Raw genomic sequence first — 20133 nt, 5'->3', positions numbered from 1 at the left:
CAACCAACGCCTCCGCCCACTGCCCGCACTGGAGCGGACCCCGCGGCCGCTCGCAGACACGGACCGGCTGCGGACCGTGGACGGCACCCTCATCCCGGTCCGCGACCGCACCACCGCAACCGCTTCGCGGCGAACGTGCACCTCACCGACGCCGACCCCCGCCGGGAGACGGCCGGATGGGACGCCGTCCGTCAGCGCCACTCCTTCGGCGAGGACCTGTGGTCCCCGCGGGCCATCGGCAGTGAGCCCGGAAAGAGCCCGGCCCCCGGCACTCACCCACCCGCACGGTCCGGTGTGCGGACGTGCGGCGGCCAGGGCAGCACGCCGCCCCGGGTCGGGCACCACCGGTAATGCGCCAGCCGCATGCGCGTCCCGTAGGCCCGCCGTGACTGAAAGACCGTCAGCCGGTGGCCGCCGGCCGCGCGGATCTCGACACAGCGGACCGGCTTTTGGTCAGTGTCCGCCGTCTCCCCTTGCCCGCCGTCCGGGAACCTCAGACTCCGCCGGGCTGTTCAGGACGGCTCGAAGGCCGATTCCGCAGCCGCCACAACGGTACCTAGCATCCGGCACATGACACCGAATCGAGCACTCAAGGCAAAGATCGCCGGCGTGGCCGTCGGGTTCGCCGCGGCCTTCATGGCGATCGCCACCCCGGCTTCCGCAAGCGCGCTCGGCTACGCGGAGGTCTGGCACGGCGACGACTTCGCCGTGGCCAGCGGCAACTACGTCAAGGTGTACGACGGCGAGAGTGACGGCAACGGGGTCTATGCCGACTTCCGGCTGTCGAACGGCAAGCACCTGTCCCAGTGGGACGGCACCGGCCACGACACCTCGTACTCCGAGAACTGGTACGACGCGAACGTGACCTCGATCCGAGTGTGCGAAGACCACAAGGGCTGCTCCGACTGGAAGAACACCTGACCTCCCCGACTGCCTGACCCCGGCCCCGCCCGCCCTCCCGGGGCGGGGCCACCTGCCGGCGGGCCGGTCATTCCATGGGCCTGCCGGTGACGTAGACGGTGCGCGGGAGGATGGCGGCGAAGAGCCGTACGTTGACTCCGAGCCGCCCCCTCCAGCGCCCCGCCGACCCGGTCGAGGCGGCGCGGCAGCCGCCGCAGGACGGGCAGCACCGCGACCAGTTCGTCACGGGCCGTCTCCCGGGCACCCGCGGAAGTCCAGCTCCTCGCGCAGCGCGACGGCGAAACCCTGCGCCGGCTCGTTCGGCCCGAGGCCGCGGCCCCAGGCGGTGCGGTCGCTCAGAGCGGCGGCCAGGCGCCCGACGATGTCCAGCTCGCGCTCCACGAGCCCCGGTGTCCCGGGCCGCAGCACCTCGACGATGACCTCGGTGCCGTCGTGCAGGACGGCCCCGTGCACCTGCGCGATCGAGGCAGCCGCCAGCGGGATCCGTTCGAACGCGGCGAACAGGCACCGCACCGGCGCTCCCAGGCTCTCCTGGAGCTGTGCCTCGACCTCGCTCCAGGGCGCGGGCGGCACCTGGTCCTGCAGCAGACTGAGCTCCTCGACGTACACCTCGGGCAGCAGGTCCCGCCGGGTCGACATCAGCTGCCCCATCTTCACGAAGGTGGTCCCGCCGGCCTGCAAGGGCTGCCGCAGCTCCCGCGCCAGCAATTCGTGCCGCACCCCGGGCGCGCTGCGCCGCCCTCGCAGATACGGCCCGAGCCCGTGCCGGGTCGCGATGCGCACCACCGCGGAGTACAGCCGCCCGCGCGCGACCCGCCCCGGACACCGCGAGCCACGGGCCACCGGGTCAGGTGTGGAGGTGGCTGTTGGTGCCGTCGTGGCCGTCGGCGTGTTCGTCGTTGAACCAGTAGTCGCCGGCGGCGAGGTAGCGGAAGGCGTGGTGGGTGTGCTTCTGGAGGGTGACGGTGACGGCCCGGGTGCCGTCGCCTCGCGTCTGGAGGGGGTGCGCGACGGGGTTCCAGTGATTGAAGTCGCCGACCACGCTGACCGGCCCCTCGGGGGTCGCTTCGGGGAGGATGAAGGTGACCTGGGTACGGCCCTTGAGCTGCTTGCGTTCGAGCACGGCAGGAACTCCAGACACGAGAGGATGGGGCAGACGCCCCGGGCATCCTCGCGCCGGTGGCCCGCGTCGGGTGCTGTACACGCCTGTCGGCCGGGCCCGGTCACTCGGCCGGTGGCAGGACTCCGGCCCCGCCCTCACGGTGTCATGCCGTCCGCACCGTGCGGGGGCCTCTACGGTTGGGGCCGACCAGCGAGAGGAAGACGGGCATGGGCGGGGACCGCCGCGAGGGTGTGGAGATTGAGCACGGCGACGGGGTGACCGTGGTCCGGCCGTACGGCGAGATGGACATCACGCGCGCCGTGGCCTTCCGCCAGGCCCTGCACACTGCCCTGGCCACCGGGGAACGCCCGCACCGCGTGGTGGTCGATCTGCGGCACCTGGCCTTCTGCGACTCCTCCGGACTGAACGCGCTGCTGAGCGCCCGGATGGCCGCAGCCGAGACCGGCCAGGAGCTGTGCCTGGCGGGCCCCACCAGCCAGTTCGTGCGCCTGCTTCAGATGGTTGAGTGCGCGGGACTGTTCACGATCGAACCTGAGCCTCCGGCGCCGGGCTGAGCGGGAGCGCCGCGACGAGGAGCACCGGCCCGCCGTCCGGGTCCTGGACGGCGAACTGCTGGTCCGGGGCCCCGAGGCCGGTGCGCTGTCGTTCGAGACCGGCGATCCTGGCGTCGGCCGAACAGGTCGTTAGCGGAGCGCGTGCAGATCGTTAGCAGGGTTCGTGATCATGGGTCCGCTGCGATCGTCGGCCCATATCGGTGGCCATCGCGGCGGTGGCGTGGTCGCGAGGACGTCGTACGGCATACCCCCTGCGACTCCCCCAGATCCGCGCCGCAGAATGCCATATTCAGAGAGAGAACGATGCGAGCAAGAATCGCCAAAACCGCGGTGGCCGCGCTGCTGGCCGCCGCCCCTGCTGCCGTGATCACCGCCGCCTCTGCCTCTGCCTCGGAGGACACCGGCACGACCATCGCGGCGGCGAGCGCTTCAGACCAGCAGGGAGAGCTCGCCTCCACCGAGACCGAGCTGCCCCTGTCCGTTCGCGCTCCGGAGCCGGGCAGGACGACGGCAGCACCGCCGAAGCCGGAGCCGGGCAGGACGACGGCAGCACCGCCGAAGCCGAAGCCGGGGAAGACGACGGCAGCACCGCCGAAGCCGGAGCCGGGCAGGACGACGGCAGCACCGCCGAAGCCGAAGCCGGGGAAGACCACGGCAGCACCGCCGAAGCCGGAGCCGGGCAAGACCACGGCAGCACCGCCGAAGCCGAAGCCGGGGAAGACCACGGCAGCACCCCCGAAGCCGAAGCCCGGCAAGAGCTACGAGGGAACGGCGGACTTCTTCTCCAGCAATGGTGTGGACGGGGCGTGCGGCCGGAGCATCAACGAGAGCGACTTCGTTGCCGCGCTCGACCCGACCATGTTCGGAACCGGAAACCCGGCCCCTCACTGCGGCAAGAAGGTGATAGTCACGTACAAGGGAAAGTCCATCGTCGCGACGGTCCTTGACGCCAGCCCGACCGCGCAACGGCACGGCCTGGACCTGACGCCCGCCGCATTCAAGGCACTCGCCCCCCTCGACCAGGGGACGATCAACGTCACCTGGCGATTTGCAGAGTAACCGGATCGCCCGTCACAAGGGCGTCGCAGCCGGCCTGCGAATGCTGGGACAGTGAGACCTGCGCAGCGCGAAGTTGATGTCGGTGCGCTCGACGATGACCTCAGCGAGACCAGGCGGCCGCGCCGGCTGATGCCGACCGGAGCAGGGATCCGGGGGCGGCATACGTCGCGCAGTGCAACGCGCGCAACAACCTCGGCATGGCCCCCCGCCGGGCCTCTCACAGCGGGCGCGGCCGCCGGTCCCGGGCCGCGGCCGGTGAGACGCCCAGGGCGAGCGAGGCCATCGCCGCGAGCAGCTGTAAGACGTGTTTCAAAGTGGGGTCCCCTGTTCGGTGGCGTACGGGTCCGTGAGGGATGGAACCGGTCCGGTGCCCGTACGCGCCAGGGGCGGAATGGGCCCCTCTGTGATCATTTTTGGCCCGTTGCGGGCTCACACCCCCACCCCCGTGGCCGCTACGTTCACCCCCTGACCGAACACACACCAGGGGGAAAAAGCAGCGATGCGCCCTATAAAGCCCGTCAGTCACTTAGGCGCCACACTCATGGCCTGCGCCGCCTCGGCCGCGGTAGCTGCCGTCGGCCTTGCGGCCTCACCGGCCTCGGCCGCACCCGCGAAGTCCGCCACGGCCACGCAGGTCAAGCCCGGTGACGCCTGCACGGCGGCCGACCTCGGCACACGCCACCCGTATATCAAGACGACCGAAGTCACCCCGGAGGTCACCCACTTCAAGGGCTGGTCCGTCACCGAGGGCTCGACCGGCTCCCAGACCGTCACCACCAGCACCCAGACCACCATCTCGGTTTCCGTCGGCCTCAACGGCAATGTCCAGGGCAGCTTCGCCGTCGAGACCCTCGGCACCGTCGGCGCGAGCCTGGGCCTGAACGTTCAGGTCAACTACTCCTCCACCAGCAGCGAGCCGAACTCGGTCACCTGGAATTTCAGCCGGCCCGGCTACTACGGCGTCTACAAGGGAACCAAGAAGGTCACCGGTACGTACGCGAGCCTCAACTGCAACCGCTCCCAACAGAGCGACGGCAAATGGGTGTTGAAGTGGAACGAGGGGCCCGGCAGCGGCAGCTTCACCACCTACACCGCACTTGAAGAAGGCGCGGTGCGCTGCCAGGACGAGGTGCCCGCCAACAGCATCATGGCCAAGGCGCAAGTCCTCCTCGACTGCGGCTCGGCCGCCGCGAAGGCCGAACACCCGGCGGGTTCGGTGGCCCCGACCGCGAAGCAGACGCGGGACCGCCTCGTGCAGCGCCCGGCTCCCACCGGCGGCACGTCCGCCGAACAGCCCAAGGTCACCGGGCGTAGCGCGCAGGCCGCGCTCAACTGCGAGCCCGGCGCCTACAAGATCGACGTCCCCGGCAAGCCCCTGAACTGGAGCGCACCGCTCCTGGCCAACGACGGCATCCGCCTGCGTGAATCCACATTCTTCAGCGCCCACCTGGACAACTGGCGCCTGTGCAACGTGACGGAGAACAACGGAGTCCTCGAGGCGTCCCTGTGGAACTGGGGCAACGGCGGATGCGCGGCCATCCCGGCGAGCATCGCCAACCAGGAGCAGGCCTACCTTACGACGGCCACCTGCGGGGAGGACGACCTCCAGCGGTTCTACATCTACCGCGACGTACCCGGCAGCTCGAAGATCGGTGTGCAGAACAAGTACACCGGCTCCATGATGGGCCACGACCGGTACGCTGACGGGGAGTTGATCCGCCAGTACTCCAGCGGCAGGCAGGACGGTACGGGTACGTACACCCTGACCGGAGTCTGACGGCCCACGCCCCGTGATCGCCCCCGCACGTGACCCCCGGACCTCCCGGTTCCGTGCGGGGCCCCGCGTCCCTACTCCGGCCCGGTCGGCTCCTGTTCGCGGAGCCGGGCGAAGCCGACGTTCGGCTGCGGGCAGTGCGACAGCACCACCTGGGTCCGCGACAGCGGTCCTGGCCTGGCCAAGCCACCAGGAATCCTCGCCCTGTACGCCGTACGGTGCTCACGCCGCGTCCGCGCCGAACTCCACGACGAGCAGCCCCCGCACACGAACCCCAAGAACGCAGCAGGTCTGCTGATGGTGCCGGCCCCGACGACATTGGGACGGCGCCGGGCGGCCTTCGCGCTGGAAGCGGTACAGGGCGAGCTGTCCTCCATGGTGGGCCCGCCGATCGTGATCCTCCGCGCGGCACAACTGCCCTCCGGCGTGGTGGCCTGGGCCGCCGTCGCGGTGGCTGTGTACGGCGCGGCCTCCATCGCCGGCGGGCTTCTGTACGGCGCGCTCCCGCGACCGCTGCCCAGCCGGCTACTGCTCGGCCTGCGCGGGCTGGTCACCGTTCCGGCCGGACTGGCCCACGACTGGCGCTGGTTGCGTGTGGCAGGCTGCGGCGCGGGGCTGCTGGCCCATGGGCCGGGTGAGGGGGTTGGGGCCCGGGAGTCGGGGGGCGGCTGCCCGGGCCCCGTTGGGGTGCCGCGTACCGCGGGGGAGCGGTGTGCATGTCGCTGCGACATGTGAGTAAACGATTCGTCTGCCCTCCGGTAACGGCCGGCCTCCATCGGAACGGACGGGCTGCTCATCACGACCACCCTGCACCGTCAGGCGGCCCGGTACCGGCCCGAGGCCGCCGCCGACCTCGTCGGTTCGCCGGCGGACATGCTCGCCATCCTCGGCGAGGACGTCCGCCACCGTGACGTCCTCGACCGGACCGCGGCGATACCCACCGCCGGCTGACCGGCGGCCGCGCCCGGACGCAAGGGGAGCGGTCCTCGTCGGGGGCGGTTTCGAGACCGGGGCCGCGTCGCCTGCGGCGACTCGGTGCTGTTCCTGGACTGGCACGGTGACGGCCGCGGCTACGGACGCAGGCAGCCAGCCCGGGGGCGGCGGCGCGGGGCGCCGCTCGCTCTGGGCGGCGAGCAGCTGCTCCTCGGTGGCTACCCAGCCCCGGGTCCGCCGGAGGTCCCGGACCCGGACGCGTTCGAGGAAGCGCAGCATGTCCAGGCGGGACTGCCGGGAGGTTGTGGCGGGACCATGATCAGTTTCCGGCCCGCCGGTGTCGATCTGTCACGGGCCCCGAGGCGGCAGGCTGGCTCACCGGGCCGCTACTCGCCAGGAGCCCGATATCGGACTTGCCCAGCTCTGCGCAGGGCATCGAGCGTTTCGTCGATGCTCAGGAGAACGGTCGTCTCGAAGGAACTGAGCGCGCCACCGCCACTGATCGCCAACGCGACCGAGGCCATGGACACGTTGTCCGGAGCTTCCCAGAGGTTATAGCCGTCGTGCGTGCCGAAGGCGTACCAGAAGCCGTGGAGCTTCCCGCCGACGGACTCGATGTACGACTGAGCGGCCTTTGCGCGGTCCTCGGGGTGGCCGATCAGCCTCGCCCACGTCTCCGGCGTGTAGCTGAACCTTGATAGATAGAGCGGCATCGTGTCTCTCTTTCTTTTCAGCAATGGATGCCCGCGCTGGACGGGAGGAGGGCCGGGTGGCCCGCAGTTCCCCCGAACAGCCGGGGACGGTGACCGCTACGGCCGCAGTCAACGGGTGAGCGGGCGCCCGGTAGAAAGGTCGTTCACCTGGACCTGTCATACCGGGGCGGCAACCACACGGGGGTGCCTGGGCCTGTTGATCGTCCGCTCAGCGAATGCGCCTGCGCCGCCCCCGCCACCCGGCGCAGTCATCACGGAAGCGCGGTCAGAACCAGGTATCGCCCAGTCACAGGCAGGGGGCCCGTGTCATCGAGCGGGGACTCAGACTGTGCGGCGCCGCCGGGCCAGAGGGTCGGCGCGGCCGAGCACGTCGCGCAACCGCACCTCCCGGACCCGCGACAGGGGCGGCACGGGCGTGAAGGGGTCCTCGACCGGGGCCGGGGTGGCGTACGAGCAGAAGTTCGACGGGCATTGGGAGCTGCTGTTCCCTCCGGCTGGCCCGCGTGGGCGGGTGCTGATCCGGACCCTGCGCGGGGCCCTGGTGCAGGACCGGTGGCCGGACCTGGTGGCGGCCGCCGAGCGGCTGCCCGCCCGTCTGGTCCTGGACGGCGAGCTGCTGGTCTGGGACACGGAGGCGCGGCACCCGTCCCGATCAGTCGTGACGGGCGAGCTTGGCGGCTGAGACGAGCAGGATCACGGCAAGCGTGGGGATGAGCACCAGGTCGGGGAAGGCTCTCAGGAGCAGTCCGCCCAGCACGGCCCCGGCGACCGAGCCGGCGGCCATGACGGCCGTGAAGCGGAGGTTCGCGCCGAGGACGGCGAAGCTGCCGTCACGGCTGTAGCGGGCGAACGCGACCAGCATGGTCGGCAGGGAGACCGCCAGGGAGAGACTTCCGGCGGTCTTGATGTCCTCACCGAAGACCAGCACGATCGTCGGGATCAGCAGCTCGCCGCCGGCCACGCCCATGAGCGCGGCGACGACACCGATGCCGAACCCGGCTACGACTCCGGCGGGGATCCGGGCCCAGAGCGGCAGCCCGAGCGTGTCCAGGCTGGTGGTGTGGGTGACCACGAGCGCGGCGGCCATGAGGACCATCAGGGCCGCCAGCACCTTGTAGAGGGTGGTGCTGCGCATGCGGACCGCCCAGGACGCGCCCGCCCAGGCGCCGAGGAGACTGCCGGCCAGCAGGTTGACCGCCACGGGCCAGCGGGCGGCGACCTCGGCGGCCGGGACCGCGGCCAGCCGGGCGGGCAGCGCGACCAGAACCACGACCAGGCTCATCGCCTTGTTCAGGATGACGGCCGAGAGGGCGGCGAACCCGAAGAGCCCGATCAGCAGCGGCAGACGGAACTCGGCACCGCCCAGCCCGATCATCCCGCCCAGAACGCCGATGGCCGCTCCCGCACCGAACACCGCGGGTGCCGAGTGCATCGGCCGGAGAGGATGAAGGGTCTGGTCCGTGCTCATGACCGGCATCCTCGCTGGTGGCGCGCCTCCGCTGCTACGGCGAGCCCCCACCTTCGGGGCAAGGCACTGGGCGTCCGCTCCCGATTCGCTGGGACCTCCGAGAACCGGCTGCCGCCCCCCTGTTTCCGCGGCGCTCGGCGACACCCGGTGCTGTCGAAAGTCGTAGAGCGGATGTCGGTGATTCCTGGCGTCGCTCCGACTCCAGAGGCTCAGGAATGCTGATGAGAAGTAGCAGCGCCCTTCCCCCGTCCGGGGGAGGGAGTCGGTACGAGCGGAGGAGGTGACCCGGCCGCCGCTCACTGCAGGATGAGCCCATGACCCGATCCCACAAGAAGCCCCTTGCCGCAGCCCTGACGGCATGTCTCGGGGCCCTCGCCTACACCGTCAGCAAGGTGGACCTGGCGAGGAAGGGCGAGCTGGGCATGCCGGGCTTCCCCGCGCCGACCGGGGCCTACGCTGCCGTCGCCGACGTCGAGACCGCCCAGCTGGCCAACGCGGCCCTCGGCCTGCTGATGGCCATCGTGGCGCTGCTCCTCCTCCGCCTGCCCCGGACCCCGTTCGTCCGCTGGCCGGCGCTCGTCGTCTCCTGGGCGGGCATCGCGATGGTGGGAGCGGGCGTCCTCGGTTTCGGCGCCCGCGCGGCGGGTCTGGCACCGAGCCTGGGTGAAACCCCTCCCCACATGCTCACCGCGCTCGCGGCATTGCTCGTCGGCGGCGTGTGGGTGACAGCCTGGACCATCGCCACGGTCTCCGCCACGCGCAGCAGCCGCAGGCGGTGCGCTACCAGCGCGAACCAGTGAAGTCCGGTGTTCACCAGGGCTGACGGCATCCCGAGACAGTCCCCGGCAGATCTCCTGCTCATGCGCCGCTCCGGCCCTGCGCAGCTGGGCGAACAGCTCAAGCCCCTCGTCGGTCAGGTGCAGGGCGTACAGGCAGCCCGCGCCGACCCGCGCCCGGTGCGGCTGACCAGCGCTGCGAGCTCATCTTCCATGGCCGACCTCGCGCATCGCGGACCGGCAGCCCATACGGCGCCAGGGTCAGCGGTCGCGGCGCGCTCCTGACGCCAGCCGGGGCGGGGCCTGGCCCCGGGTCTCCTGGGGGTGGACGTCCGCGCCGGTGACGGTGAACGCGATGTCCAGACTGCGGCACATCCGCTGTGTGCGCGCCATGGCGCTGAGCGTTGCGGGGCCCGGTTCGCCGACGGGCAGTTCGAGGAGGACCTGGTCCGGGCGGTGGGTCGCGACGAGCGCTTCGATCTGCAAGGCCACCGCCGCCCGGTTGCTGATGTCCAGGCCGTGGTGGACCTTCACTGTGAGTGTGCCGCGGTCGAGAGTATGGGTGATCAACATCCGCAAGCCTCCAAAGAGCCCGGGCGGGGCGCCACGCGGAACCGCCACGCCTGCTCCAGCATGCAGGCCTGCGGGCCGGCGCGGGACAGGACCCGGCCGGGTGACGGTGACTACGATTGCGGCCGGGTCCTGCGTATGTGGAAGGAAAGCGTGCGGGGTGGTCAGAGCTCCTCGTCGCGCAGCTCGTCCTCGTCGCGCTCGCGCCGCATGTCGCCCTGACCGCGCCGCTTGATTTCTTCGGGCGTCTTGCCGCGGCCGCTTTCCTGGCCGCCGCCGGGGTGGGCGGGGTCCTGGTTGGGTCGGCTCACGCGCTCCTGCTCCTCGCGGCCCTTGCCCGGCTTCTGACGCTTGTCCTGCATTCCGCCCATGACGGCGACTCCCTCTTGTGACGCGTGGCTGGGGAATTCCCCGTGCCACGATGCCACCCAAAGTTACATATCGCATCATTTGTGTCACGGTCCAAGGTCCACCGGTCCACCGGTCCACGGTCCCGCATCGCCGGCCGGAGTGAGGCCGCCACCGGACCGGCGCACCCTCGCGGCTGGTGGCGGCCCAGGCGTGGCGCCGTAGAGCCGACGCAGCAGCACGGCGTTGTCCTGCGTCGGTGTCCCTCGGAGCCGGCGTACGCCGTCGGCGGCCGCCAAGCAAGCGCGCGGGGGCCGGTTGCGGCGACACGCCCGCCGTCCGTGTTCCACAGGGTGGTGTGCGCTGGCTCGGCAGGGGCAGGCGCGCCGGCGGGGAAGGCATCACAAGCCTTCTCCGCCGTCTGCCCGGCCCGGGCGGACGAGCACCGTCAACTCACGGAGGTTCGGTCATGTCGCAGGTCAGGGAATCCATCGAGGTCAACGTCCCCGTCGCCACCGCCTACAACCAGTGGACTCAGTTCGAGTCGTTCCCGCAGTTCATGGATGGTGTCGAGCGGATCGAGCAGCGCACGGACACGCTCACCCACTGGGTGACGAAGATCGGCGGGGTGCAGCGCGAGTTCGATGCGGAGATCACCGAGCAGGTTCCCGACGACAAGGTCGCCTGGGTCACCGTCGGAGGGGAGACGGAGCAGTCGGGTCTGGTCACCTTCCGCCCGATCGACCCCTCCCATACCGAGGTCACCTTGATGATGGACTTCGACCCCGAAGGGATGGCCGAGAACATCGGCGACAAGTTCGGCTTCGTCGACCGTCAGGTCAAGGGTGACCTGAAGCGTTTCAAGCACTTCATCGAGGACCACGGCCACGCCACCGGCGCCTGGCGCGGCAGCGTCTGACCCCACCGCTCCATCCCCCTTCCCGCATCCGGGCTGGACTGCGTTGCCGCGGGCGGGGTTTGGGGACCTGGATCGGGGACACATGCGCCAGTGACGGCGGCACGTCACACCGGCCCGGCGAACCCCTTCGCGGCTGGTGACCGCAGGCGGCCCCTTCCCCCTGGGGCCGCCTGCGGGCCGTCGGCACGGCACCGCTCCGTCATCCCGTCGCAGGCACAACCCAGGCCGCGTCCCTGCCTCCCGCACCGTCGGCCGGGCCGAGCCCCCCCGGGGCTCGCTGACCAGACAGCCGCTCCCGGGCCGACGGCGGGACGAAGACCGCCGTCCCACCTCCACAGGAGGTTGTCCTCCAGCAGGAGGCGGCTTTGCAGTTCCACCTCCTCAGCGGTCCGTACGGTCTTCTCACTTGCTGGCTGCGCTCGGCACCGCGAGCGGGTCACGCGGGGCGTTGTCCTTCTCGGCTTCGAGCCGGGTGCCGAGTTCGGTGAGCCGGTTGCGGCCCATGGCCTTGCGCACGTCGGGGAACCAGTCCTGCTCTTCTTCCTCGACGTGGTGGCGGACCTGTTCCATCAGGACGGTCATCTTGGCCTTGAAGCGCTCGTCGGCCGGGTCCATGTCCTTGAGCTCGGAGAGCATCCACACCACCGCGTGGTGTTCCTCGATGCTCTCCAGGATGTGGTCGGTGGTGTCCGGGGCGGCCTCGCGGGCGGCGGGGTAGAAGATCCGCTCCTCGATCCAGGCGTGGACGGTGAGCTCTTCGATCACTTGGTCGGCGATCCGGCGGCGTTCCGAGGCGGCGTCGTCGCCGGTCTTCTCGAACTGCTTGAAGAGCTTCTCCACCGTCTTGTGGTCCTCACGCAGCAGCACGATCGCGTCCATATGTTTTGCCCATCTCGCCGTAGGGACCGGTCGGCAACTCCCTTCCCGACGCTGCCGGCTGATCGACGCTCCCGGAGGGGAAACCACCCGTCCGCCGAACACGGTCACGGTGTGGCCGTCAGCCCTGTTCCCGTGAGCGGGCCCGGCCTGGAGGTGCCCCCGGGACGGAGGCTGGCGGCGGCCGGTCGGGATCCGGGTCCAGGTACGGCTGCTACCGGGGCCGCCCTGTCGAGGAGGCCCGTACCCGGGGTGGCCCCGAAGGCGGGGACGCGGCAGCGCGGGGAAGGTTTGAGACCCCGTGACCTGCGACATTCGTTCCACCCCGGGCTCCGGTCTCTACCTGCCCGGGCCCGGGAAGTACCCCGGGGGCGGCACCGGCGTCGCCGGCCCGCATCGGTGAACTGCGCAGCGTGATGCCGCAGCCCCGCTGTTCGCCGGTTGCGTTGCTGCCGGCGTGGTGCGCGGTTCAGGTGTGGAGGTGGCTGTTGGTGCCGTCGTGGTGGTCGGCGTGTTCGTCGTTGAACCAGTGGTCGCCGGCGGCGAGGTAGCGGAAGGCGTGGTGGGTGTGCTTGGGGAGGGTGACCGTGGCGGCGCGGGTGCCGTCTCCTCGGGACTGGAGGGGATGGGCGGCGGGGTTCCAGTGGTTGAAGTCGCCGACGACGCTGACCGGCCCGGCGGGGCTCTCCTCGGGGAGGATGAAGGTGACCTGGGTACGGCCCTTGAGCTGCTTGCGTTCGAGCACGACGAGAAACTCCAGACGCGTCGGGGAGGGGCGGACGCCCCCGGTATCCTCGCTCCGGCGCCGCGGGGCGGGCGTCGTACACGCCCGCCGACAGGATCCGGTCACCCACCCGGTGGCAGTGGTTCCACCACCGGGAGCCAACAAGGTTCGTCGGTCACCCGTGGAAACGGTCCGTCAGCTTCAAGCGAATGGCCACCTCCTGCGCTTGTCGGCTTGGAACGGTGATCATGGCCCCGGACTCCTGTCCCGGCCCCAGCCGTCCCGCGGCCGGGGCCGGGGCACTCCACCGGGGGTCGTCCTCGCCGAACCAGCGGCGGGCGGCCGATCGCCAGGGGAGGTGCGGGGGTTCCGCGCGCAGAACCCCCGCCGCGCGAACCTCCTCGCTGTCCGCGATCTTCACCATCGAAACCGACCACCCGAAAGGAACCAACACCTGATGTCCATATGGCCTTCGATCGTGGCCGTACTCGGTACCCTCGCCGGTGCCCTGACCGCCGGGCTCCTCCAGCACCGTTCGGCACGCACCGCACGCATCGAGCAGCGCGCTGACGGCCACCGCCAGGACCAGCTCAGTGCCGTCACCGAGTTCGCGGCGGCCCTGGACGCGCACCGCTCGGCGATGTTCCACCGGGAACGTCTGGCCCTGGCGGAGGTGGGCACCGAGCACCAGCTGGAGGCCCAGACGAGGTCCCACGACACTCGGGCGGCGATCACCGTGCCCCACATCCGCCTTCAGGTCCTCGTACCCGAGCTGGCCGGCCCCGCCCAGCGGGCCGCAGATGCCACGTACGCGCTGCGCAAGGCGACCAGTCGCACCGAGCTGGATGCCGGGCGGCACGCGGCCAAGGAAGCAACCGTCGCCTTCGTCACCGCAGCTGCCGCGCTGCTGAGCCCCAGCAGCCGCTGACTGACGGTGACTACTGCCGGTGTCCCGGCCGTCCGGTCGTGCCGGTCCCGTCCGCCCTGCAGCACTCGTACGCTCCCGTGACGGGTGCTCCATCTCTCGCCGATATTCCGGACGTCGTGGATCGTGAAACGTTTTGGGAAGCCGCAGACGAACGTTCGTGGAGATGACCTACGCAGCCAGTGGCAGGGGCCGGTCGCGAGGGCAGGCGGGCGGCATGGAAGCCAACGACACCACTCCGCTGCGCGCTGTCGCTCTTGTGTGCACCCTGTCCCCGTCCCCGAAGCCGTCCAGCTCCCAGCTGGTGGCCGAGCAGACCATGGAAGCCCTCGCCGGCCACGGCGTGAGCGGCAAGGTCATCCGTATCGCCGACCATGACGTCCGGCAGGGCGTGGCGGTCGACATGGGGGAGGGGGACTTCTGGCCGGAGATCCGCGAGACGATCCTCGGCACCGACATCCTGATCCTCGCCACCCCGATCTGGCTCGGGCACCCCTCCAGCGCCGCCCAGCGCGTCATGGAGCGCCTCAACGCGGAGATCGGCGAGAGCGACGAGGAAGGCAGGATGCTCACCTACGGGAAGGTCGCCGGAGTCTGCGTGGTCGGCAACGAGGACGGTGCCCACCACGTGAGCGCCGAGCTGTTCCAGGGATAGTGGGGTGCGTCGTAAGTCCTTCGGGGGTTGACTTCGAGGCTGGGCGTCGGCGGGCTGGCCAGGTGACGGGGTGGATCTGGCATGCGATGCCGAGGGCATTCTCGGGGTGCCGATGGGAGTGCCGGCGTACAGGAGGCGTCTGATCGGGGCAGGCCGGCTCGCCCGGGCCCGTCTTGTCCCGGTCGCGCCTGGGGCGAGGCGGCGGAGGGATGTGGCGTCAGGGGTCAGGCCTCGGGCTGTGCTTCGAGGAATGCGAGGGCTCTGGCCACGAACTCGTTGTGGAACTGGAAGATCCCGCCGTGTCCGGCGTCCGGGTAGAGGGGGACGAGTTCGCTCCGGGGCAGGCGTGCGGCGAGGTCGAGGGTGTTCTCGCTCGGCACCATCCGGTCGCTCTCGCCGTTGGCCACCAGGACTGGCTGGTGGATGCGCGACAGGTCCGCGGGCGACTGCAGGCCCCATCGGTGGATGGCCTTGAGCTGGGCGCGGAACGACGTCAGCGAGATGGCCCTGTCGCGGTCGCTGGTGCGTTCCTGCAGCCGTTCGATGAAGGCGCGTGCTTCGCGTCGGCCGTGTTCGGTGTCGGTGAAGAAGAGGAACTGCTTGGGGTCCTTGCGGGTCAGGAAGCCCTTCAGGATGTCCCGGAGGGTGAGTGCGGTGACCTTGTCGATGCCGGGGCCTCCGGCGGGGCCGGTGCCCGCGAGGATGACCCTGCGCACCAGCTGCGGTTCCTCGGCTGCGATGACCTGGGCGATGAAGCCGCCCATCGACAGGCCGAGCAGGTCGACCTGCTCGAAGCCCAGGGCTCGGATGAACAGCACCGCGTCGCGGGCCATCGCTTCGATGGTGTCGGGGGTGGAGCCGCCCGACGCGCCGACTCCGCGGTTGTCGAAGGCGATCACCTGGCGCCGGGCGGCGAGTCCGTCGACGACGCGGGGGTCCCAGTTGTCCAGGACAGCGGTCAGGTGGTGGAGCAGGATCAGTGGTACGCCGCCTCTTTCCGGGCCGAGCTGGCGGTAGACGAAGTCGACGCCGCGCACGGACACCGAACGGGTCGGTGCATCTTTGTACGACGACGGCGACGGGGCGGGCGTGGGGGTGGGGGAACTGCGCGGTGCGCTCATGATCGGTTCCTGGGGGTGTGGAGAGTAGGGGTGGTGGGGGGCGGGATCCTCTCGCTGCCCGGGGCCTGGCGGTGGTGCGGCGGGGGCTGGTGCTCACACCCTTGCGATGACGACCTTGCCGGCCTTGGCGCGTCCCTTCTCGGCGTACTCCATGGCTTCGCGGGTCTGCTCGAAGGGGAAGACACGGTCGACGACGGGGCGGATCTTCCCGGCGTCGACGAGCCGGGTGACCTCGCGCAGCTGCTCGCCGTCGGCCTTCATGAACAGGAAGGAGTACGTCACGCCCCGGCGCTTGGCGTGGCGCCGGGTCGTGAAGCTCAGCGCGTTCATCGCCTGGCGCAGGACCGGGTTCGCGCCCAGCTCGCGGGCGAAGTCCGCGTCGGGGGGCCCGGCGATGCTGATGACCTTCCCGCCGGGCTTGAGGATGCGCAGGGACTTCTCCAGGGTCTTGCCGCCGAGGGTGTCCAGGACGACGTCGTAGCCGTCCAGGACCTCCTCGAAGTCCTGTGCCCGGTAGTCGATGACGACGTCCGCGCCGAGTTCCTTGACCAGGGCGGTATTGGCCGCGCTCGCGGTGGTGGCCACGTGTGCGCCCAGGTGCCTGGCCAGTTGGAGCGCGATGGTGCCCACTCCGCCGGAGCCCGCGTGGATCAGGACCTTCTGGCCCGGCCGGACCCGTGCCTTCTCGACCAGCGCCTGCCATGAGGTGAGGGCGACCAGGGGAAGGGAGGCGGCCTCCGCCATGGTGAGGGTGGCCGGCTTGTGGGCCAGGTCGTCCTGGTGGACGGCGATGAGTTCGGCAAAGGTGCCGATGCGGTCCTTGTCGGGCCGCGCGTAGACCTCGTCGCCCACCGCGAAGCGGGTGACGGCCGAGCCGACCTTGACCACCACTCCGGCCAGATCGTTGCCCAGGGTGAGAGGCAGGCGGTACGGGAGGATCCGCTTGAAGGCACCGTCGCGGATCTTGAAGTCCAGCGGGTTGACGCTCGCCGCGTGGATCTCGACCAGCACGTCGTCGGCGCCCGGCTCCGGATCGGGCAGCTCGGCGGCGCGCACCGCGGACCGGTCACCGTACTTCTCGATCAGATACGCCTTCATCGTCATCTCCGTTTTCCGCCCCCAGGGGGACGGGGTCTCCGCTCGCTCCAGGCTTGCCCCGGTACGAGATACTTTCTCCTCTGCACTGCTGTTCAGAGGGCTCCGAGCCGATGCGGCGGGGGCCTCACCCCGCTTTCGGCGCGGCGGCCAGGTTCTGCTTCACGTGCCGGGTGACGTCGTCGGCGAGGATCTCGGGCAGGCCCGTCTCGATGCCCGACAGGGCCTGGGCGGCGACCTCGGCCGGGTCGGCCTTCTGCTCGGCGGGAACGCCGGCGGCCATGTCGGTGTCCATGTATCCGACGTGCAGCGCCGTCACGGCGATGCCGCGGGGCGCCAGCTCCTCCCGGACCGCACCGGTCAGCGCCCAGGCGGCGGCCTTCGCAGCGGCGTAGGAGCCGAGGCCGGCCGGGTGCAGCCAGGACAGGACGGACAGCACGTTGAGCACGGCGCCGCCGTCGTTGGACTCGATGACCGGGGCGAAGGCCCGGGTCACGGCGAGCGGGCCGAAGAAGTTCACCTCCATCTCCAGGCGCACCGCGTCCGAGCCGCCCGCGATCAGCGGCGTGCCGGTGGAGATGCCGGCGTTGTTCACCAGCAGCGTCGCGTCGGAGGCGGTGCGGGCCGCCTCCCGGATCGACTCCGCGTCTGTCAGGTCGAGCCGCAGCGGGACGGCCCCGGGCAGGTCCACCGTCTCGGGGCGGCGGGCCGCCGCGTACACCTTGGCCCCGCGCTCCATGAGCTGGGCGGCCAGATGCCGCCCGAGCCCCCGATTGGCGCCGGTGACCACCGCGACCGCGTCCTTCAGTTCCATGAGCACTCCCAGCGTTGAGGGCGGCGAGCGCACAATAGATTACGCTCGTCATCTAAATCTCAGTCTAGAATAGATTTCACTCGACATCCAACTGGGAGGGGTGACCGATGGGCCGCGTATCGCAGGCACAGGCACAGGAGAACCGCCGACGGGTCGTGGAGACCGCCTCCCGACTGCTCCGGGAACAGGGCACCCACCTGAGCGTCGCCGACCTCATGAAGTCGGCCGGCCTGACCCACGGCGGCTTCTACAAGCAGTTCGCCTCCAAGGAGGCCCTCATCGACGAAGCCACCGCCCACGCGTTCGCCGAACTCGCCCAGCACCACAAGGACGGGCTCGATCAGTACGCCGGGCAGCACGACGCCGCCCAGCGGGCGCTGATCGACGCCTACCTCTCCGTCGAGCACCGCGACAGCCCGGCTGACGGCTGCCCCGCCGCCGCACTCGCCACCGACATGGCCCGCGACGGAGGAGAGACCGAGGCCCGCCGCGTCTATACCCAGGGGGTGGGCGACTTCGCCGACTTCCTCGCCACCAAGGACCAGGACGGCATCACCCGGCTGTGCACCATGCTCGGCGCACTCGTCCTGTCCCGAGCCACCAACGGCACCCCGCTCTCCGACGAGATCCTCACCGCCGCACGCACGGCCCTGATCGGCACCAACTGACCTCAGAGACGGTGCAGGGCGGCACGCCGCAGGAAGGGCGCGCTTCTTTGCGCCCTGTCGCCAACCACTTCTCGTGAACGGCTCTCCCGCGTTGCATCGCACCGCCGCACGCCCGATCTTCCTGACGGCCTCCGAGCGTGAGCGGCTGAAGAAGATGGCCTACGGCCACAAGGCAGAGCACCGGCTGCGCCAGCGCGCCCAGGTCGTCTTGTACGCGGCTCGGGGCCGCTCCAACGCGCGCATCGCCCGCGACACCGGGCTGCACCTGGACACCGTCCGCACCTGGCGCGACCGTTTCGCCGGGAACCGGCTGCCCGCCCTGTCCGACTAGTTGTTCTGGGGGTGCGGGGTGGCGCGGCCGAAGCCGTGGGAAGTGGATGACGAGTTGTGGGCGGTGGTCGAGCCGCTGGCCCGAGGGTCGAGCGTCGGTACCGACATCCGGGACGCAAACGGCATCCGGACCGATTGGTGTTCCAGGGCATCCTGTTCGTGCTGCACACCGGGATCGCCTGGGAGTACCTGCCGCAGGAACTCGGCTTCGGGTCGGGCATGACCTGCTGGCGTCGTCTGGCGGAGTGGACCGAGGCCGGGGTATGGCATCGTCTGCATGAAGTACTGCTCGCCAAGCTGCGCAGCGCGAACGCCCTGGACTTCTCCCGAGCGGTGGTCGACGGCTCCCGCAGCAGGGCGTTGAAGGGGGAGCCAAGACCGGACGAAGCCCTGTTGACCGGGGCAGAACCGGCAGCAAACACCACCCGATCACCGATGCCACCGGCATCCCGCTCGCCGCTACCCTCACCGGTGGTAACCGCAACGACGTTACCCAGCTGGTCCCACTGCTCCAAGCGGTGCCTCCCGTGCGCGGGAGGCACGGCCGGCCCCGGCGCCGTCCGGACGCGGTGCTAGGCGACCGCGGTTACGACCACGACAAGTACCGTCGGCTGGTCTGGGGCCTCGGAGTGAAGCCACTGATCGCCCGCCGCGGCACTGAGCACGGCTCCGGCCTGGGCACCCAGCGCTGGGTCGTAGAGCGCGCGTTCGCCCACCTGCACTGGTTCCGCCGCCTGCGGATCCGTTGGGAGATCCGCGACGACATCCACGAAGCCTTCCTCGCCCTCGGATGCGCACTCATCTGCTGGCGGCGCCTGAACTCCTCCCGTTGGGAGTCCTTACTACGTCACGACGGGGGGCAGCGGTTCACACGCCGCGTGCCATGTGGGAGGGAGGGCGGCAACGCCGGTGCGGGCGGCGATGACCCCGCCCGCGATGGCGCAGGTGGTATCGATGTCGCCACGCCCGGCGACCGTGACCCACAGGCCCTCGTGAAGGTCGTCGAGATGCCCCGCCGCACACCACAGCGCGTACGGGACGGTGTCGGGCCCTGACATCCGGTAGCCGGAGCCCAGGACCTCCGCGGCATGCCGAACAGAGGTGTGTTCCGGCATCCGGGCCGCGATCCGCACTCCCGACCGGACGTCGCTGTCGGTGAGTCGTTCGGCGACTGCCTGAAGGAAGTCCGATCTGGCCGGGGCGGCCCCGCCCCGGCTTCGGGTCGCCAGCGCCGTGGCCAGGGCAACTGCCACCGCTCCGGCGACCGCCTCCGGGTGGTGGTGCGAGACCGCACTCTGACGGGCGGCCTGCTCAGCGGCCACATCGAGATCGGCGCTGTGCCAGGCGCCGAGTGGGGCGGCTCGCATGGCCGCGCCGTTGCCCCAGGAGCCCTGGCCGCCGAACTGTCCGGCGACCACTTCCCGCCAGGGCTCGCCCGCGTCGATCCGGCGCAGCACGTCATGCATCGAGGCTCCATAGCCGCGGTGAGTGTCCTCGGTGTAGGCCGCCGCGAGACGCAGGGCCAAGCGGTCCTGGTCGACGATGCCCCCGCCCTCGACGAGCTCCCGGACGAGAACCAGCGCTTGAGCGGTGTCGTCACTCCACTGCCACAGCGGTTCCGGGGGCAGCGTCCGCGCCTCCAGGGCTGCCGGACCATGCCTGCGCAGGATGCCGAACCAGCGGTCGCCGAAGGCGTCGCCGAACGCGAGGCCGTGCAACGAGTCCAGTACAGCGGTAGGCATGTTGATCATCGGCGCAGTATCGCAG

23 protein-coding genes and 3 pseudogenes are annotated in these 20133 nt (G+C 70.7%); 13 read left to right on the top strand and 13 right to left on the bottom strand.

Features of this window, described 5'->3' with window-relative positions; translation table 11 throughout:
- Positions 1–7 precede the first annotated feature (7 nt).
- Together ACZ518_RS05905 and ACZ518_RS05900 are read left to right on the top strand one after the other, a co-directional pair.
- Positions 8–130: pseudogene (locus tag ACZ518_RS05905) on the top strand (IS5/IS1182 family transposase); the annotation flags it as partial.
- 440 nt (positions 131–570) lie between these two features.
- Positions 571–921: a hypothetical protein gene (locus tag ACZ518_RS05900; RefSeq protein WP_469111767.1), complete on the top strand. Its 351-nt coding sequence runs from the start codon at positions 571–573 to the stop codon at positions 919–921.
- A gap of 67 nt (positions 922–988) precedes the next feature.
- Here the strand turns inward: ACZ518_RS05900 and ACZ518_RS05895 are convergent, their stop codons facing one another.
- From ACZ518_RS05895 to ACZ518_RS05885, 3 genes are all read right to left on the bottom strand, one after another.
- The gene (locus tag ACZ518_RS05895) at positions 989–1147 is read right to left on the bottom strand and encodes a hypothetical protein (protein WP_469111766.1); all 159 of its coding nucleotides are present in this window, start codon (positions 1145–1147) and stop codon (positions 989–991) included.
- Positions 1144–1704 (bottom strand): AarF/UbiB family protein, encoded by a 561-nt coding sequence (locus ACZ518_RS05890; protein ID WP_469111765.1) that lies wholly within the window; start codon positions 1702–1704, stop codon positions 1144–1146. Before ACZ518_RS05890 ends, ACZ518_RS05895 begins: the two co-directional genes overlap by 4 nt.
- Positions 1705–1768: 64 nt before the next feature.
- Positions 1769–2044: an isoamylase early set domain-containing protein gene (locus ACZ518_RS05885; RefSeq protein ID WP_469111764.1), complete on the bottom strand. Its 276-nt coding sequence runs from the start codon at positions 2042–2044 to the stop codon at positions 1769–1771.
- A 206-nt stretch (positions 2045–2250) separates the two neighbouring features.
- Here ACZ518_RS05885 and ACZ518_RS05880 point away from each other — a divergent pair, with 206 nt between their 5' ends.
- From ACZ518_RS05880 to ACZ518_RS05870, 3 genes are all read left to right on the top strand, one after another.
- A complete protein-coding gene (locus ACZ518_RS05880) occupies positions 2251–2598 on the top strand; it encodes an STAS domain-containing protein (protein WP_469111763.1) in 348 nt (115 codons plus the stop codon).
- Between the two features lie 330 nt (positions 2599–2928).
- A complete protein-coding gene (locus ACZ518_RS05875) occupies positions 2929–3657 on the top strand; it encodes an RlpA-like double-psi beta-barrel domain-containing protein (protein WP_469111762.1) in 729 nt (242 codons plus the stop codon).
- A 541-nt stretch (positions 3658–4198) separates the two neighbouring features.
- Positions 4199–5434, top strand: a complete 1236-nt coding sequence (locus ACZ518_RS05870; protein WP_469111761.1) for a hypothetical protein — start codon at positions 4199–4201, stop codon at positions 5432–5434.
- 1316 nt (positions 5435–6750) lie between these two features.
- On the opposite strand, the gene ACZ518_RS05865 is transcribed toward ACZ518_RS05870, so the two are convergent.
- Positions 6751–7077 (bottom strand): GYD domain-containing protein, encoded by a 327-nt coding sequence (locus ACZ518_RS05865; RefSeq protein ID WP_469111760.1) that lies wholly within the window; start codon positions 7075–7077, stop codon positions 6751–6753.
- Between the two features lie 415 nt (positions 7078–7492).
- Between ACZ518_RS05865 and ACZ518_RS05860 the strand changes: the two genes are divergently transcribed.
- Positions 7493–7759, top strand: a complete 267-nt coding sequence (locus ACZ518_RS05860; RefSeq protein WP_469111759.1) for a hypothetical protein — start codon at positions 7493–7495, stop codon at positions 7757–7759.
- Here ACZ518_RS05860 and ACZ518_RS05855 read toward each other — a convergent pair.
- Complete coding sequence (locus ACZ518_RS05855; RefSeq protein ID WP_469111758.1) at positions 7730–8545, bottom strand: sulfite exporter TauE/SafE family protein; 816 nt, start codon at positions 8543–8545, stop codon at positions 7730–7732. The two genes, ACZ518_RS05860 and ACZ518_RS05855, sit on opposite strands and share 30 nt — an antisense overlap.
- A 314-nt stretch (positions 8546–8859) precedes the next feature.
- On the opposite strand from ACZ518_RS05855, the gene ACZ518_RS05850 reads away from it, so the two are divergent.
- The gene (locus tag ACZ518_RS05850; protein ID WP_469111757.1) at positions 8860–9345 is read left to right on the top strand and encodes a hypothetical protein; all 486 of its coding nucleotides are present in this window, start codon (positions 8860–8862) and stop codon (positions 9343–9345) included.
- 237 nt (positions 9346–9582) lie between these two features.
- Here the strand turns inward: ACZ518_RS05850 and ACZ518_RS05845 are convergent, their stop codons facing one another.
- Together ACZ518_RS05845 and ACZ518_RS05840 are read right to left on the bottom strand one after the other, a co-directional pair.
- On the bottom strand, positions 9583–9894 hold the full coding sequence (locus ACZ518_RS05845; protein WP_469111756.1) for a hypothetical protein: 312 nt from the start codon (positions 9892–9894) through the stop codon (positions 9583–9585).
- A gap of 161 nt (positions 9895–10055) precedes the next feature.
- Entirely contained in the window at positions 10056–10262 is a 207-nt protein-coding gene (locus ACZ518_RS05840) for a hypothetical protein (RefSeq protein WP_469111755.1), read from the bottom strand.
- Between the two features lie 446 nt (positions 10263–10708).
- On the opposite strand from ACZ518_RS05840, the gene ACZ518_RS05835 reads away from it, so the two are divergent.
- Positions 10709–11158, top strand: a complete 450-nt coding sequence (locus tag ACZ518_RS05835; RefSeq protein WP_469111754.1) for an SRPBCC family protein — start codon at positions 10709–10711, stop codon at positions 11156–11158.
- A gap of 402 nt (positions 11159–11560) precedes the next feature.
- Here the strand turns inward: ACZ518_RS05835 and ACZ518_RS05830 are convergent, their stop codons facing one another.
- Entirely contained in the window at positions 11561–12037 is a 477-nt protein-coding gene (locus tag ACZ518_RS05830) for a hemerythrin domain-containing protein (protein WP_469111753.1), read from the bottom strand.
- A 466-nt stretch (positions 12038–12503) separates the two neighbouring features.
- The gene (locus ACZ518_RS05825) at positions 12504–12779 is read right to left on the bottom strand and encodes an isoamylase early set domain-containing protein (RefSeq protein WP_469111752.1); all 276 of its coding nucleotides are present in this window, start codon (positions 12777–12779) and stop codon (positions 12504–12506) included.
- Between the two features lie 436 nt (positions 12780–13215).
- Between ACZ518_RS05825 and ACZ518_RS05820 the strand changes: the two genes are divergently transcribed.
- Complete coding sequence (locus tag ACZ518_RS05820) at positions 13216–13686, top strand: hypothetical protein (protein WP_469111751.1); 471 nt, start codon at positions 13216–13218, stop codon at positions 13684–13686.
- A gap of 214 nt (positions 13687–13900) precedes the next feature.
- Positions 13901–14335, top strand: a pseudogene (locus tag ACZ518_RS05815) (flavodoxin family protein); the annotation flags it as partial.
- Positions 14336–14562: 227 nt separating this feature from the next.
- Here ACZ518_RS05815 and ACZ518_RS05810 read toward each other — a convergent pair.
- From ACZ518_RS05810 to ACZ518_RS05800, 3 genes are all read right to left on the bottom strand, one after another.
- Entirely contained in the window at positions 14563–15459 is an 897-nt protein-coding gene (locus ACZ518_RS05810; RefSeq protein ID WP_469111750.1) for an alpha/beta fold hydrolase, read from the bottom strand.
- Positions 15460–15552: 93 nt separating this feature from the next.
- Positions 15553–16557 carry an NADP-dependent oxidoreductase gene (locus ACZ518_RS05805; protein WP_469111749.1) on the bottom strand — a complete coding sequence of 335 codons (1005 nt, stop codon included), beginning with the start codon at positions 16555–16557 and terminating at the stop codon, positions 15553–15555.
- A gap of 124 nt (positions 16558–16681) precedes the next feature.
- The gene (locus tag ACZ518_RS05800) at positions 16682–17368 is read right to left on the bottom strand and encodes an SDR family oxidoreductase (protein ID WP_469111748.1); all 687 of its coding nucleotides are present in this window, start codon (positions 17366–17368) and stop codon (positions 16682–16684) included.
- A gap of 107 nt (positions 17369–17475) precedes the next feature.
- On the opposite strand from ACZ518_RS05800, the gene ACZ518_RS05795 reads away from it, so the two are divergent.
- From ACZ518_RS05795 to ACZ518_RS05785, 3 genes and pseudogenes are all read left to right on the top strand, one after another.
- The gene (locus ACZ518_RS05795) at positions 17476–18036 is read left to right on the top strand and encodes a TetR/AcrR family transcriptional regulator (protein ID WP_469111747.1); all 561 of its coding nucleotides are present in this window, start codon (positions 17476–17478) and stop codon (positions 18034–18036) included.
- A gap of 73 nt (positions 18037–18109) precedes the next feature.
- Positions 18110–18367, top strand: a complete 258-nt coding sequence (locus tag ACZ518_RS05790; RefSeq protein WP_469111746.1) for a helix-turn-helix domain-containing protein — start codon at positions 18110–18112, stop codon at positions 18365–18367.
- Between the two features lie 42 nt (positions 18368–18409).
- A pseudogene (locus ACZ518_RS05785) lies at positions 18410–19184 on the top strand (IS5 family transposase); the annotation flags it as partial.
- Positions 19185–19208: 24 nt separating this feature from the next.
- Here ACZ518_RS05785 and ACZ518_RS05780 read toward each other — a convergent pair.
- Positions 19209–20117: an ADP-ribosylglycohydrolase family protein gene (locus ACZ518_RS05780; RefSeq protein ID WP_469111745.1), complete on the bottom strand. Its 909-nt coding sequence runs from the start codon at positions 20115–20117 to the stop codon at positions 19209–19211.
- Positions 20118–20133 lie beyond the last annotated feature (16 nt).

The organism is Streptomyces sp. NPDC033966 (assembly GCF_055575955.1).
This window is presented reverse-complemented; position numbering and strand designations above follow the sequence as displayed.

Coding starts and splice junctions, on each gene's coding strand:
- ACZ518_RS05900 (WP_469111767.1), top strand. CDS start 571: ATGACACCGAATCGAGCACTCAAGGCAAAGATCGCCGGCGTGGCCGTC.
- ACZ518_RS05880 (WP_469111763.1), top strand. CDS start 2,251: ATGGGCGGGGACCGCCGCGAGGGTGTGGAGATTGAGCACGGCGACGGG.
- ACZ518_RS05870 (WP_469111761.1), top strand. CDS start 4,199: ATGGCCTGCGCCGCCTCGGCCGCGGTAGCTGCCGTCGGCCTTGCGGCC.
- ACZ518_RS05865 (WP_469111760.1), bottom strand. CDS start 7,077: ATGCCGCTCTATCTATCAAGGTTCAGCTACACGCCGGAGACGTGGGCG.
- ACZ518_RS05855 (WP_469111758.1), bottom strand. CDS start 8,545: ATGAGCACGGACCAGACCCTTCATCCTCTCCGGCCGATGCACTCGGCA.
- ACZ518_RS05850 (WP_469111757.1), top strand. CDS start 8,860: ATGACCCGATCCCACAAGAAGCCCCTTGCCGCAGCCCTGACGGCATGT.
- ACZ518_RS05845 (WP_469111756.1), bottom strand. CDS start 9,894: ATGTTGATCACCCATACTCTCGACCGCGGCACACTCACAGTGAAGGTC.
- ACZ518_RS05840 (WP_469111755.1), bottom strand. CDS start 10,262: ATGGGCGGAATGCAGGACAAGCGTCAGAAGCCGGGCAAGGGCCGCGAG.
- ACZ518_RS05835 (WP_469111754.1), top strand. CDS start 10,709: ATGTCGCAGGTCAGGGAATCCATCGAGGTCAACGTCCCCGTCGCCACC.
- ACZ518_RS05830 (WP_469111753.1), bottom strand. CDS start 12,037: ATGGACGCGATCGTGCTGCTGCGTGAGGACCACAAGACGGTGGAGAAG.
- ACZ518_RS05820 (WP_469111751.1), top strand. CDS start 13,216: ATGTCCATATGGCCTTCGATCGTGGCCGTACTCGGTACCCTCGCCGGT.
- ACZ518_RS05810 (WP_469111750.1), bottom strand. CDS start 15,459: ATGAGCGCACCGCGCAGTTCCCCCACCCCCACGCCCGCCCCGTCGCCG.
- ACZ518_RS05805 (WP_469111749.1), bottom strand. CDS start 16,557: ATGAAGGCGTATCTGATCGAGAAGTACGGTGACCGGTCCGCGGTGCGC.
- ACZ518_RS05800 (WP_469111748.1), bottom strand. CDS start 17,368: ATGGAACTGAAGGACGCGGTCGCGGTGGTCACCGGCGCCAATCGGGGG.
- ACZ518_RS05795 (WP_469111747.1), top strand. CDS start 17,476: ATGGGCCGCGTATCGCAGGCACAGGCACAGGAGAACCGCCGACGGGTC.
- ACZ518_RS05780 (WP_469111745.1), bottom strand. CDS start 20,117: ATGATCAACATGCCTACCGCTGTACTGGACTCGTTGCACGGCCTCGCG.